The sequence below is a fragment of the Flavobacterium branchiarum genome (assembly GCF_030409845.1).
Classification (GTDB): Bacteria; Bacteroidota; Bacteroidia; order Flavobacteriales; family Flavobacteriaceae; genus Flavobacterium; species Flavobacterium branchiarum.
On the sequence record NZ_JAUFQQ010000003.1, the window covers coordinates 2,542,923 to 2,556,220 of the forward strand.

At 30.9% G+C, this 13,298-nt stretch carries 13 protein-coding genes; 1 reads left to right on the forward strand and 12 read right to left on the reverse strand.

Going from position 1 to position 13,298, the window contains the following annotated elements:
• Positions 1 to 583: 583 nt before the first annotated feature.
• The 12 genes from QWY99_RS11720 to QWY99_RS11775 form a co-directional block, all read right to left on the reverse strand.
• Positions 584 to 1,300, reverse strand: coding sequence for a response regulator transcription factor (locus QWY99_RS11720; protein ID WP_290265254.1), 717 nt, complete (start codon positions 1,298 to 1,300; stop codon positions 584 to 586).
• 3 nt (positions 1,301 to 1,303) lie between these two features.
• Complete coding sequence (locus QWY99_RS11725; RefSeq protein WP_290265256.1) at positions 1,304 to 2,887, reverse strand: sensor histidine kinase; 1,584 nt, start codon at positions 2,885 to 2,887, stop codon at positions 1,304 to 1,306.
• A gap of 59 nt (positions 2,888 to 2,946) precedes the next feature.
• A complete protein-coding gene (gene coaE, locus QWY99_RS11730) occupies positions 2,947 to 3,543 on the reverse strand; it encodes a dephospho-CoA kinase (RefSeq protein WP_290265257.1) in 597 nt (198 codons plus the stop codon).
• A gap of 1 nt (position 3,544) precedes the next feature.
• Entirely contained in the window at positions 3,545 to 4,543 is a 999-nt protein-coding gene (locus QWY99_RS11735) for a glycosyltransferase family 2 protein (protein ID WP_290265259.1), read from the reverse strand.
• Between the two features lie 128 nt (positions 4,544 to 4,671).
• Positions 4,672 to 5,862: an enoyl-ACP reductase FabV gene (gene fabV, locus QWY99_RS11740; protein WP_290265261.1), complete on the reverse strand. Its 1,191-nt coding sequence runs from the start codon at positions 5,860 to 5,862 to the stop codon at positions 4,672 to 4,674.
• Between the two features lie 107 nt (positions 5,863 to 5,969).
• Entirely contained in the window at positions 5,970 to 7,622 is a 1,653-nt protein-coding gene (recN, locus tag QWY99_RS11745; protein WP_290265262.1) for a DNA repair protein RecN, read from the reverse strand.
• A gap of 52 nt (positions 7,623 to 7,674) precedes the next feature.
• A complete protein-coding gene (gene porD, locus QWY99_RS11750; RefSeq protein ID WP_290265263.1) occupies positions 7,675 to 8,559 on the reverse strand; it encodes a type IX secretion system protein PorD in 885 nt (294 codons plus the stop codon).
• Positions 8,552 to 9,763 carry a bifunctional phosphopantothenoylcysteine decarboxylase/phosphopantothenate--cysteine ligase CoaBC gene (gene coaBC, locus QWY99_RS11755; protein WP_290265264.1) on the reverse strand — a complete coding sequence of 404 codons (1,212 nt, stop codon included), beginning with the start codon at positions 9,761 to 9,763 and terminating at the stop codon, positions 8,552 to 8,554. Before coaBC ends, porD begins: the two co-directional genes overlap by 8 nt.
• Positions 9,764 to 9,772: 9 nt before the next feature.
• A complete protein-coding gene (locus QWY99_RS11760) occupies positions 9,773 to 10,090 on the reverse strand; it encodes a DNA-directed RNA polymerase subunit omega (RefSeq protein WP_129537989.1) in 318 nt (105 codons plus the stop codon).
• A 9-nt stretch (positions 10,091 to 10,099) separates the two neighbouring features.
• The gene (locus QWY99_RS11765; protein ID WP_290265265.1) at positions 10,100 to 10,894 is read right to left on the reverse strand and encodes an outer membrane protein assembly factor BamD; all 795 of its coding nucleotides are present in this window, start codon (positions 10,892 to 10,894) and stop codon (positions 10,100 to 10,102) included.
• A gap of 136 nt (positions 10,895 to 11,030) precedes the next feature.
• Positions 11,031 to 11,912, reverse strand: a complete 882-nt coding sequence (gene dapA, locus QWY99_RS11770; protein ID WP_290265266.1) for a 4-hydroxy-tetrahydrodipicolinate synthase — start codon at positions 11,910 to 11,912, stop codon at positions 11,031 to 11,033.
• Position 11,913: 1 nt separating this feature from the next.
• Positions 11,914 to 12,438 (reverse strand): DUF6913 domain-containing protein, encoded by a 525-nt coding sequence (locus tag QWY99_RS11775; protein WP_290265267.1) that lies wholly within the window; start codon positions 12,436 to 12,438, stop codon positions 11,914 to 11,916.
• 47 nt (positions 12,439 to 12,485) lie between these two features.
• Here QWY99_RS11775 and QWY99_RS11780 point away from each other — a divergent pair, with 47 nt between their 5' ends.
• Positions 12,486 to 13,265: a 5'-nucleotidase C-terminal domain-containing protein gene (locus tag QWY99_RS11780; RefSeq protein ID WP_290265268.1), complete on the forward strand. Its 780-nt coding sequence runs from the start codon at positions 12,486 to 12,488 to the stop codon at positions 13,263 to 13,265.
• Positions 13,266 to 13,298: the final 33 nt, after the last annotated feature.

Here is a 13,298-nt window from a genome sequence, read left to right on the forward strand (position 1 = left end):
GATATTTAAAATTTTTGAGAAATTACGTGTGTTGTAAAACACAAGCTTGTATTTGTGAGATACAATTTTGAATGTTTCGGTACAATATAATCTATTGTTTAATTGCGATGTGCTAAACAAAAATACAATTTTTCGCACAACTAACATTTAAAAACTAAAATTATGAAGATTCTAGAAAAAGCTAACATAAAACAGTTTTTTTCTCAGAAGCTTGCATTACCCAAACTTGTCATTCTTCTGACGAAGGAAGAATCCCATTTAGTAGCTCGACAATCTTGAAATACTTTGCGTTAGTTTCTTGCGGAGATTCTTCCATCGTCAGAAGTACAAGATTGTGGTTAAAAAAATTTCGAACAAAAGTAATGCTTACTACTCCACAGGTTTTCTTATTGATTCTACATAATCGTAACCCTGATTGTAGTGGAAAGCAGTTTGAAATAAAAAAAAGTATTTCTTGACTAAAAACAGCGACCAACGGAAGCTCGTTTTTGATCATTAAAAATGCTTTTTTTATGAAAACTCTTGTAACGTAAAGCAGGATTAGTTACAAAAAAAAAAGCTCCGATTTCTCGAAGCTTTCTATTTATGCGTTTTCTTTGTTTTTAACAACTAGTCTAAAACCTTCACCGTGAATGTTAAGAATCTCAACATTTTCGTCTGGTTTAAGATACTTTCTAAGTTTGGCGATATATACATCCATACTTCTTGAAGTAAAGTAATTATCATCTCTCCAGATTTTTGTTAAAGCCAATTCTCTTGGCATTAAGTCATTTTCATGAAGGATTAACATTTTCAATAATTCGTTTTCTTTTGGAGATAACTTTATTGGCTCTTCATTTTCAAAAGTTAAAAATCTAAGTTTTGAATTTAAATGAAATTTACCAATGTTAAACTCAAATTGAACTTGTTCTGATTTTGTATCAGATGATTTTCTTTGAATAATCGCTTTGATTTTCATAAGTAATACTTCTGAATCAAACGGTTTGTTCAAATAATCATCTGCACCTGCTTTATACCCTTTTAACACATCCTCTTTCATTGATTTTGCAGTTAAAAAGATAATAGGCACTTCGCTATTTTTCTCTCTGATTTCTTTTGCTAATGTATATCCGTCCTTATATGGCATCATGACATCAAGAATACATAAATCGTATACGTCTTTCTTGAATTTCTCGAAGCCTTCCATTCCGTTTTTTGCTAATGTTACTTCAAAGTCATTTAGCATTAAATAGTCTTTAAGAACTGCACCAAAATTAAGGTCATCTTCTACTAAAAGAATTCTTTTATTGATATTTTCCATATTTTAATTTATTAGTGGTATTTTAATTATGAAGGTACTACCTTTCCCTTTTTCACTTTCAACGTAGACTTGACCATTATGATCTTCTACGATTCTCTTTACATAAGATAAGCCTAATCCATGTCCTTTAACATTATGTAAATCCCCTGTATGTTCTCGGTAAAATTTCTCAAAAACTCTTTTTTGAGCCACTTTACTCATTCCTAAACCGTTATCTTTTACTTTTATAAGAATCATATCTTTTATGTTCTCTGTAAAAATTTCAATTTTAGGAATACCTGGTGAATACTTAATTGCATTCTCCAATATATTAACCAAGACATTAGTAAAATGTACTTCATTAATTAATGCCGTTGTTCTAGTAGCATTAAAATGATTCGTAACTGTTCCGCCTCTATCTTCAAGAATCAAACTTACGTGCTCTATTGCATCATCGATAATCCCATGGATTTCGGTTGGTTCTTTATTAATGTCTAATTCTCTTTTCTCTAATTTAGAGATTCGCAATACATTCTCGACTTGAGCATGCATTCTTTTATTCTCGTCTCGTATCATCTGGAGGTACCTAAACACCTTCTCTTTATCTTCGATTATCTTAGGATTTTTTATGGCATCCAAAGCCAGATTTATTGTTGCAATTGGAGTCTTAAACTCATGCGTCATATTGTTTATAAAATCTGTTTTGATTTCAGAAATATGTTTCTGACGAATCAACTGATTTAATGCGCTTGTATATGCAATTATAATAATAAGCGTAAATATTATTGACAGTATTGTTATACTAACCAATTCTGACAGTAAGAACTTCTTTTTATGAGGAAATGTTACTGATAATTCATATTTGTTATTCCCTTCATTATCAGCAAAAATTGGTATTGAATAAGTTGATTCCTTATCATATTTAAATCCATCCGATTTAATTTTTGTTGCAATACCGCTGCTGTAAATTCCAAACTCGAATTTAGTCTTTACTCCATATTCTTCTAATTCCTTTTTTAAGAGTTTTTGCAACTTCTCTTTAGAAATTCTTTCATTAATAGGCATTGCCGAAGCTATGTCCTTAAAGAATATTTCAAATTGCGCATTATCTAAAACATCTAGATTACCAGATTTTTCAATCTTTACATCTGGAATTAAACTTTGTTGTAAAGACGAATTATCTATATTATTGTTATTATAGATTTCTGTTGTACGCTTAGAATTAAAATTTTTAAATCTTTCGTTATTAAATTTCTTATCAAAGAACGATCCATTGATATTATAATCTTCTGATATAATACTATTAGAATATACAATTGTTTTATTAGTTCTAGGATTTTTCTGAACGTAATAAAATTCTAATAAATCATTTTTCTGGGGAACTTTACCCGTACTATCTTTATAATGATTGTATTTATCATAAAAACTATACGCTTCCTGTTGTTGTAATTTATCGGCTACATTCCCAATAACTTGCTTAACATGAAATTTAAACTGTTCATCATTATTTTTAAATGAAGAAGTAAACCAATACACTTGAACAAGAATTATCCCAATTAGGGACAAACTCATTAACAAAACAAGAATTCTAAAAAACATTTTATTCATCGAAACAAAATTAATATTTTAACAATATACTAAATAATACATTAACCAAATATTAACATTTAAGAGTGATTTTGTTTAATATCTAAAATTTTAAGAATTTTAACAACTTCCTGCTTTGCACTTTTAAGACTCAAATTATGAATAACGTAATTACTATTGGCAAAACGTTGCTCGTCGCTCCATTGCATATTCATTCGTTTTAAAACATGTTCGCGAGTAGTTTTATCGCGATTCATTACTCTCTCAATTCTGGTTTCCTGAGGGGCAGTAACCGTAATTATAATATCACATTCTTTATAACGACCGCTCTCAAATAAAATTGCTGCTTCGTATATTATATAAGGTTCATTTTTATGTTTTAGCAACCAATTTTCAAAATCTTTTTTAACTGCAGGGTGAACAATTGCATTAAGCAATGCTAATTTATCTGCATCATTAAAAACAATATCTGCTAATTTGGCTCTATTTAATGTATTATCCTCAAAAACCTCAGTCCCAAACGTAGCTTTTACAGCTTCAATTATCTCATTAGACTGCATTACTTTTTTAGCCTCATCATCGGCGATATAGACAGGAATTCCCATTGCTGCAAAAAAGCCCGCTATGGTAGTTTTACCACTTCCAATACCTCCTGTTAAGCCTATAATTTTTGTCATATTAAATTTTAAAAAATAATCCAGGAAAAGCTTCTTGCGGTTTTTTCTTCAAAATAATTATCTTAATAAACGATTCTAAAAAGCCTGTTCCGTATCCATAAAACTGTTTCCACACTGCAATAACTGATAAAAAGCCAATTTTCAAATTCTTATTTTGAATAGATGCTACAATAAAAATCATAAAAAAGTAAAGAAAATACAATTGCAAAAAGATGTCAACATTAAAAATCAACAATATAATTGCAAAAATAAGCCCTAAAATGAAAAATGTTGGGAAGAAAAATGTAAGTTTATTATATTGTGGGTACCAACTGTTAAGTATTGGTCTTGCTTTTCCAAATTTATTAACCTGAATTGAAAACTTTTCCCAATCGATTCTTCGCTTATGATATACGTAAGCTTTTGAAAAAAGTCTTGTTTCGAAACCTAAATTCCATAAACGTATAGATAAATCTGGATCTTCACCAGGATGAATATTTCCAAATCCTTTTGACGCTTCAAATCCTTTACGAGATAATCCCATATTAAAACTTCTTGGCTGAAACTTTCCTATTTTCTCAGAACCTCCTCTTATTCCTCCTGTAGTAAGAAATGATGTCATAGCAAAATTAATTGCTTTTTGAATATCCGAAAAACTGTCTAAGGCTTTATCAGGACCTCCAAAACAATCTACATAATCTTCTTTCAATGCTTTATCTACTTCAACTAAGTAATTTGGTGGGATGATACAATCTGAGTCAAAAATGATAAAATAATCACCTAATGCTTTTCGCATTCCAAAATTCCTAGAATCACCAGGACCAGAATTCTCTTTAAAGTAGTAAGATATATTTAATTTTTCTTGATATTTTCGAACAATATCATCACATGGTAATGTTGAACCGTCTTCTACAAGTACGACTTCAAAAGGCTCTTTATATTCAGATAACACTAAGCTCTCTAAAAGCTCATCAACTTCGTCAGGACGATTATACACAGGTATAATTAAAGAAAACACCATAATTAGGTATGCGGTATTAAGGTAGTATTTGTTTTAACTGTAAAATTTTAACAAAGATAAGTTATATCCATAAAAAAACCATCAACTTTGGGTTGATGGTTTTAAATAATTATATAAAATTTGTTGGTTTAAGCTATACTTTCTATTCCAACTACTTCATTTGTGTCTGCTTTGTAATCTACTCCTTCAAATTCGAATCCGAATAAGTTTAAGAAATCGTTTCTATATCCAGCCAAATCACCAATTGCTGGCAAAGTTTCTGTAGTTGCTTCCAACCATAATTTAGCTACTTTTTCTTGAACATCCTCACGCATTTCCCAATCATCTATACGGATTCTTCCTTTTTCATCTGTAGGAATTGGTTGTCCTGTATATAATCTATCTTGGAATAAACGTTGAATTTGCTCAATACATCCTTCATGAATACCTTCGGCTTTCATGATTTTATACAATAATGAAATATATAACGGAATAACTGGAATTGCTGAACTCGCTTGTGTAACTAACGCTTTATTAACCGAAACATAAGCTTTACCACCTAGATCTTTTAAACTATCTGTAATAGCAAATGCTGTAGCTTCTAAATCATCTTTAGCACGACCAATTGTTCCTTTACGATAAACTGCCTCTGTTAAAGATGGCCCTATATACGAATAAGCAACTGTTGTAGCTCCTGGAGCTAATAAATTTTCTTTTTTCAATGCGTCCATCCACATTGACCAATCTTCACCACCCATAACTGCTATAGTATTAGCAATCTCTTCTTCTGTACATGGCTCAATAGAAACTTCTGTTACATTTCCTGTATGAAAATCAACTGTTTTATTAGTAAATGTACTTCCAATTGGTTTTAAAACTGAACGATGCAATACTCCTGTTACAGGGTGCAAACGTACTGGAGAAGCTAAACTATAAATAATTAAATCAATCTGACCTAAATCAGCTTTAATCAAGTCTATTGTTTGTTGTTTAATTTCATTAGAAAAAGCATCACCGTTGATACTTTTTGCATATAAACCTGCTTTGTGCGCTTCACTTTCAAAAGCTGCTGAGTTATACCACCCTGGAGAAGCTGTTTTTCCTTCAACTGGTGGTTTTTCAAAAAACACTCCAATTGTAGCTGCATTAGATCCAAATGCGCTTGTAATTCTAGATGCCAATCCAAAACCTGTTGAAGCTCCAATTACTAATACTTTTTTAGCTCCTTCAATTGGCCCTTTAGATTTTATGTATTCTATTTGATTTTTTACATTTTGCTCGCATCCTTTTGGGTGAGATGTCAAACAAATGAATCCTCTCATTCTTGGTTCTATAATCATAATTTTGGAACTGTTTTTATTTCTATTTTATATAAACGATAGCATTTAACTACCTTTTTTTACTTCGTAAGACTGAATAATTTAATTGACAAATATAACTCATTTTTTTAGTTGAGCAAGGCTTTAGCATGATTTAAAGCCGAATCAGAAACAACTGACCCTGATAACATTTGAGCAATTTCTACAATGCGTTCTTCTTGAGATAAAAGCTTCAATTCTGACTGCGTATCATCATCAATTGTTGACTTAAACACCTTAAAATGAGAATCTCCTTTGGCCGCAATTTGAGGTAAATGGGTTATTGCAAAGATTTGCATTTGCTTACTCATCTCTTTCATAATCTCTCCCATTCTAATAGCTATTTCTCCTGAAACCCCTGTATCGATTTCATCGAAAATTAAGGTTGGTAGTTTTGAATACTGCGCTAAAATTGCTTTTACAGCTAACATAATACGAGACATTTCTCCTCCCGAAGCTACTTTTTTAAGTATACCGAAGTCTGTTCCTTTATTTGCTGAGAATAAAAACTGAAGCTCATCCTTTCCATTTTGGAAATAAGTCTCTCCGTAATTAATATCAATTTTAAAACGAACATTTGGCATCCCTAATGTTTCTAAAATTGTAATTAACTTTTCGGACAATAATGGAATTGCAGTAATTCTATTTTCATGAATTTTGTTAGCGAAAACATCTAATTCAGCTGCTTTTTGATCAATTGAAGTAGTCAATTTTGCAATTTCTTCTTCAATATTTCCTAATTCAAGAACTGAATTTTCTAATTTAGTCTGGATTTCAATTAAATCATCAACCGATGCAACTTGATGCTTTTTTTGTAAATTATAAATAACCTGTAATTTTTGACTAATAAAATCAAGCCTTGCTGGATCATTTAATAATTTTTCAGATGCCTTTTGCAATTCAATAGATACATCATCGAATTCAATTGCTAAACTTGTTACTCTTTCGGATAAAGTTTGATATTCTGTTGAAAAAGTAGCAATTTTATGTAAAGATGCTTTAATTTCATTTAGATTTTGAATTACTCCAAATTGTTCTTCATTAGCTATAGCCAATGACCTATCTATCGATTCTTTGATAATCTCAACATTGTTAAGTTTTTCAAATTCTTCTTCTAATTCTTCTTGTTGACCTGATTTTAATTGAGCAGCAACCAATTCATTCAAAAGAAAAGTATTATACTCTTGTTCTTTTGCTGATTCGCTTTGTTTTTTAAGCAGTGAATTCAGTTTTGTTTTATCCGATTTATACTTCTTTAAAATATTCTGATATTCAACAATAACACCTAGATTATCTGCAATTGCATCAATAATCTGAAACTGTACGCTTTCTTCGGATAATTCCTGAGTTTGTTGTTGCGAGTGAATATCTATTAAATACAAACTCAACTCCTGCAACTCCTGAAGATTTACTGGACTGTCATTTATAAAAGCACGTGATTTACCTGACGGCAAAATTTCGCGTCTTATTATAGTATCATCTTCATAATCTAAATCATTAGCCTCAAAAAAGGCTTGAAGATTGTATTTTGAAATCTTAAAATGCGCTTCAATAATACATTTTTCCTCTTTATTTTTCAATGAAGTCAAATCGGCTCTTTTACCTAAAACCAAGCCTAATGCGCCTAATATTATAGATTTTCCTGCTCCTGTTTCACCAGTAATTATAGAAAATCCTTTTGAAAAATCAATAGTTAATTTTTCAATCAGTGCATAATTTTTTATTGACAATGAAGTAATCATATCTCTTTTTGTAATATTAAGTTTTGGAAATAAGCAAACCTAATTTGAATGCTTAATATTTAATCTGTCCCCATTTAGTAGAGTTCATAGGCGAAACCCTGTTTAAATTCTCTACTAAATCTGTTATAGAAACACTCGGACCTCCTGAAAATATAGATACAATTTCATCTGATTTTGCATCAAAAAATACTCTTGTTAAAAAAGCATTTGGTTTTGTAGCATTTAATTTCCCTAGAAGCATTAACGAAGCTTTGATTTTTTCTTTTGCAGTTTTTAAATCCTGATTCATCACATCCAACCCCGCATGATATCCATAAACACATTGTCTTAAATCATTGTATGTTGGCGCAAGCATATCATTAATTAAGAAATAACGATTTTGAACTCCATCTGACTGACTCCATCCTTTAAAACCTCCTTGTTGAGCAACATTTGCTATATTTTGAGCAGTTTCAAAAAATGGAGTCCCTAGAGCTGGCATAAAAGTATCAGCATCCATTCCTAAGATCATATAACTATAAAATGTCATTATAGATACAAGGTTCGACTCGAAAACGTTTGGATTGTACAATAAATTTTCAAATTCGGTATATCTAAAACTCAAATCTTTATCGTTAAAATTAAAAACTGGAGATGAGTATGTCGAATTATAAATTAATCGTGAAGATTGTATTTGTATGGTACCTGAAAACTGATCTGAACTATTAGATGTAATAGTTAAATACATAGAACAGTTTATTTTCTCATTTTGCTTTAGCGCACTCCCTGTCCAATCTGTATTATTAACAAATTCACTCAACGCAGTTTGTAGCGTTTTAAAAACTTGTTGATTTGCATTTGGAAGCATTTGTGAATTTACTGTTACAGTACAATTTAACTGTTGTGCCTGTGTAAGACCAAAAGATAAAAACAACAAAAAAGAAAGTATTTTATTCATAAAAATGCTTTATCACTTTATTTAAAATATCAGTAGCAACTGCTTCTTTAGATTTTAACTCCATTGGTTCAATAGTAAAAAACCTATCAATAAAGGTTACTTTATTAGTCTTTCCACCAAAACCAGCTCCTACATCCTGTAAAGAATTTATAACTATCAAATCTAAGTTTTTTTTCTGAATTTTCAGCTTTGCATTTTCAATTTCATTTTCAGTTTCTAAAGCAAACCCAATTAAAAACTGATTTTTTTTAATTTCTCCTAATGAAAACAAGATATCTTTTGTCTTCTCTAACTCAATTGTAAAATCTTCTGAAGCTTTTTTTATTTTTTGAGATGCAACCGTTTTTGGTCTATAATCTGCAACCGCTGCTGCTGCAATTGCTACATCCACATCTGAGTAATACTGATGGCACGCATCGTACATTTCTTGCGCAGATGTCACCGAAACTACTTTTACAGTTGCGTTTGTTACTTTACAATTTGTAGGCCCAGCAACAAGAATTACCGAAGCACCTAAGTTTGCTGCTTCTGAGGCAATATCAAATCCCATTTTACCCGAAGAATGATTTCCTATAAATCGAACTGGATCTATTGCTTCGTAAGTTGGTCCAGCTGTAATTAAAAACTTTTTTCCCTTAAGCGGTAATTTACTTTCTAAATCAGCCTCTAAAAAAGCTATGATATTTTCTGGCTCAGCCATACGACCTTCTCCTGTTAATCCGCTAGCTAACTCCCCACTCTCAGCAGGAATCATAGTATTACCAAACTGCTTTAACAACGAAAAACTTGATAAAGTAGAAGGATGTATATACATATCCAAATCCATTGCTGGTGCAAAGTAAACTGGACATTTTGCCGATAAATAAGTTGCTATTAATAGATTATCACAAGTACCATTTGCCATTTTTGACATTGTATTTGCGGTAGCAGGAGCAATTAGCATCAAATCGGCCCAAAGCCCTAATTCGACGTGATTGTTCCATTTTTCATTCTCCTCTTCTTGATTAAAAAAAGTAGAATGCACAGGATTTTTTGATAAGGTAGATAACGTAAGTGGCGTTACAAAATCCTTAGAAGCAGGTGTCATGATTACTTGAATCTCGGCACCTGCTTTTATAAAAAGTCGTACTAATGATGCTGTTTTATAGGCTGCAATTCCACCAGAAACTCCTAGTAAAATTTTCTTACCGTTTAAAACTGACATGGTACTATATTATTTGTTTGAATTTCTGTGGTATGTTTTACCATCTAACCATTCTTGAACCGCTAAAGCATGTGGCTTAGGCAATTTTTCGTAAAACTTAGAAACCTCAATTTGTTCTTTGTTTTCAAAAACCTCTTCAAGACTATCATTATACGTAGCAAATTCTTCTAACTTTTCAGTCAATTCCTTTTTAATTTCAGAATTAATTTGATTAGCTCTTTTTGCCATAATAGTTATCGCTTCATACACATTACCTGTAGGCTCTTCAATAGTAGTTTTATTGTAGGTAATTGTATTTACTGGAGCATTCGTCTTTTTTAAATCCATGACTTTATTTTATTTAGTAAAATTTTGTAACTCTTTTTCAACTCTCTCATTCATCTCGTCAGCTTTCACCTTGTAATGAGTATCACTTTTGTATTTAATTAAATTCCCATAAGCAGTTTTAGCTACTTTTAAACGGTCTTCCATTTTTGAAGAAATACTGTTTACTGCTAACTGATATGCTGAATCAAATTTATAATACAATGCATCTTCTTTGAATTCTGTTCCTGGATAATCTCCAATAAAAATATCAAATGCTACTATTGCCGATTTAAAATCCGAAATAGTGTTATATCCTTTTGCATTTTCAAATGCTTTTTTCTCCAATTTGTTAGTTAGCAATTTAAGACTAGAATTTGCCTCTGCTAAATATTCTGAATTTGGATAATTATCTATAAAAGCTTGTAATTTATCAATAGCCTTATTCGTATCTGTTTGATCTAAACTATAAACAGGTGACAACATCGAATAACTTTTAGCTCCCAAAAAAGCTGCCTCTTCTACTTTTTCACTTCTTGGATATCCTGAAGCAAAACTTTCAAATTGATACCCCGCTAAATAATATTGTTTCGTTTTATAATACGACTGCGAAAACATATAAAACAATTTCTCTGCCTGAGGCTTCCCTCTATACGATGATGCTAGTTGCTCAAACAAACGAATTGCTTTAGCATACTTCCCTGCTTCATACATTTTTGTTGCCACTTCGAATTTTGCCGCTACATCTTCATTTTTTAGTGCTTTTTGATAATCACTACATGAACAAAGAAGAACAACGACAAACAATACAGATATTATTTTTTTCATTTTTTTACTTTTATTATGATTACCAGGATGCTTATGTCCAAGTAAAACCACACCGAAGTTTCGGTGGCAAATTTAGTTATTAATTTAGCTTCTACAAAATATTTTTTAGTATAATAAAATACCTATTTTTTTATTTTTATTTAATGCTTTTTTTAACAAAATCATCAATGCGATTTGCAAGCGACTCGTCGACTGAAACAAGTGGCAATCTAACAAAATTATCAGCAATACCAAGTGATTTGAACACTTGTTTTATTCCTGCTGGGTTGCCTTGCTCAAAAATCATATCAATACAATCTGATAAAAAGTACTGCGTTTTAAATGCTTCATTTACTTTTCTATTCAATCCTAAACGGATCATTTCAGAAAATTCTTTAGGAAAACCTTGTCCAATAACCGAAATCACACCTGAGCCTCCTGCTAAAATCATAGGCAAAGCAATCATATCATCTCCTGATATAACGAGAAAATCACTTGGTTTATTTTTAAGCAACTGCATTGCTTGTACCAAATCACCTGCAGCTTCTTTTATTGCAACTACATTTTTAAAATCATTTGCCAAACGTATTACTGTTGCTGGCAACATATTGCTTGCTGTTCTCCCTGGTACATTATACAAAATAACTGGTACAGGAGACGCTTCGGCAACAGCTTTAAAATGCTGATAGATTCCTTCTTGCGTTGGTCTATTATAATAAGGTGACACTGATAATATAGCCTCAAAGGCCGACAAATCTCTAGTCTTTAACTCTTGTACGACTTGCATTGTATTATTTCCTCCAACTCCCAATACCAAAGGCAACCTTCCTTTATTTGTATTAATAACTGTCGAAATAACAAGTTCCTTTTCATCCTCTGTTAATGTTGCATTCTCAGCAGTGGTCCCCATAACTACAAGATATTCAACTCCTCCATCTACAGAAAAATTAACTATCCTTTGTAACGCTTCTATATCAATTGAAAAATCTTCTTTAAAAGGAGTTACTAGTGCAACGCCCGTCCCTATTAATGATTGCATATCAGATTATATTTGGTTTAATGTTTTTTAAATATTTAAATAATTCATTCACGAAAACTTTATGTTCCCGAACATTGGTATCAATCATCACTCGATTTAATCTTTTATCGATTGATGTAAAACCAACTTTAAACTTGGCTTTAGAATTTTGTGTCACGAGCATCAACATTGCTTTTTCGATATCATAATAACTTATTAATAAATCGAATTCTTCTTTTATAAAGTCTTTTAACAAATTTTCGGTAATTTCTCCCTTCAAATTAAGATTTTTTATCCCAAAAGTTGGACAAGTATACGCTTCTTTTTTATCGATTTTGTCTTTATAAACAACAATCTTAATATTCTCTTCAACAATTCCTTTAGACACCAAATCAGCTAGCAACGCTTTTTTTTCTGAAAAACTACTCTCATCTATAAGCAAACCAACAGTTTGTATATCGGTGGTAAATGCACAGTTTTTTACATTATCAAGATTTTTATTTAATGATTTTTTTACAAAAAAAACCTTTATATAATTTAAAAACATAGTACTTTTACTTGATTACAAAATTAATTATTTAAGTCGCATTTAAGATGGTAAAACTAAAAAAGTATAACGGATTTTTAAAACTTTTTGTTATATTCTTAACATTTTTTCTAGGAGTTTCTTGTAGCAAGCAAACGTATCAAGTTTCTAAAATAGAGGGTAAACTAATCCCTATTACAACTACTGAGAATCAAACTCCTGAAATAGAGAATTTCATTAAACCTTACAGAGAACACATTAACAAAGATCTAGATAGTGTTCTTTCTTTTTGTCCTGAAACATTAGACAAAAGTACTGGTAAATTACAGACATCAATTGGTAATTTCATGGCAGATGCCTGTTTACAAAGAGGTAACTTAATCTTTAAAACTAGGGAGAACAAAGATATTGACATTTGCTTCCTTAATCATGGTGGTATACGTGCAATTCTTCCTAAAGGAAATGTTACTGCTAGAACTGCTTTTGAAATTATGCCTTTTGAAAATAGTCTTGTTGTTATGGCATTAAAAGGAGAACAAATTTTAGAATTAGCTAATTATTTTATTGCTGAGAAAAAGCCTCATCCAATTTCTGGAATGACTTTTACAATTACTAAAAACAATACTCCAACAAACATCTTGATCCAAGGAAAACCTATCGAAAAAGATAAAATCTATTATGTTGCTACGAATGATTATTTAGCAAATGGTGGAGATAGCATGAACTTCTTTAAGAAAGCTGTTCAGAAATATGATTTAAATTACAAATTACGAGACATTCTTATTGATTATTTTAAATCTGTTAATCCAATTCCGGTACCAAAAGATATCCGAGTTAGACAAGAATAAAATAAACAATTAAAAAATATTTAAGAACTTTGA

Bases quoted from the DNA above. Each gene is read 5' to 3' on its own strand.
- QWY99_RS11720 (WP_290265254.1), bottom strand. From the start codon at position 1,300: ATGGAAAATATCAATAAAAGAATTCTTTTAGTAGAAGATGACCTTAAT.
- QWY99_RS11725 (WP_290265256.1), bottom strand. From the start codon at position 2,887: ATGAATAAAATGTTTTTTAGAATTCTTGTTTTGTTAATGAGTTTGTCC.
- coaE (WP_290265257.1), bottom strand. From the start codon at position 3,543: ATGACAAAAATTATAGGCTTAACAGGAGGTATTGGAAGTGGTAAAACT.
- QWY99_RS11735 (WP_290265259.1), bottom strand. From the start codon at position 4,543: ATGGTGTTTTCTTTAATTATACCTGTGTATAATCGTCCTGACGAAGTT.
- fabV (WP_290265261.1), bottom strand. From the start codon at position 5,862: ATGATTATAGAACCAAGAATGAGAGGATTCATTTGTTTGACATCTCAC.
- recN (WP_290265262.1), bottom strand. From the start codon at position 7,622: ATGATTACTTCATTGTCAATAAAAAATTATGCACTGATTGAAAAATTA.
- porD (WP_290265263.1), bottom strand. From the start codon at position 8,559: ATGAATAAAATACTTTCTTTTTTGTTGTTTTTATCTTTTGGTCTTACA.
- coaBC (WP_290265264.1), bottom strand. From the start codon at position 9,763: ATGTCAGTTTTAAACGGTAAGAAAATTTTACTAGGAGTTTCTGGTGGA.
- QWY99_RS11760 (WP_129537989.1), bottom strand. From the start codon at position 10,090: ATGGATTTAAAAAAGACGAATGCTCCAGTAAATACAATTACCTACAAT.
- QWY99_RS11765 (WP_290265265.1), bottom strand. From the start codon at position 10,894: ATGAAAAAAATAATATCTGTATTGTTTGTCGTTGTTCTTCTTTGTTCA.
- dapA (WP_290265266.1), bottom strand. From the start codon at position 11,912: ATGCAATCATTAATAGGGACGGGCGTTGCACTAGTAACTCCTTTTAAA.
- QWY99_RS11775 (WP_290265267.1), bottom strand. From the start codon at position 12,438: ATGTTTTTAAATTATATAAAGGTTTTTTTTGTAAAAAAATCATTAAAT.
- QWY99_RS11780 (WP_290265268.1), top strand. From the start codon at position 12,486: ATGGTAAAACTAAAAAAGTATAACGGATTTTTAAAACTTTTTGTTATA.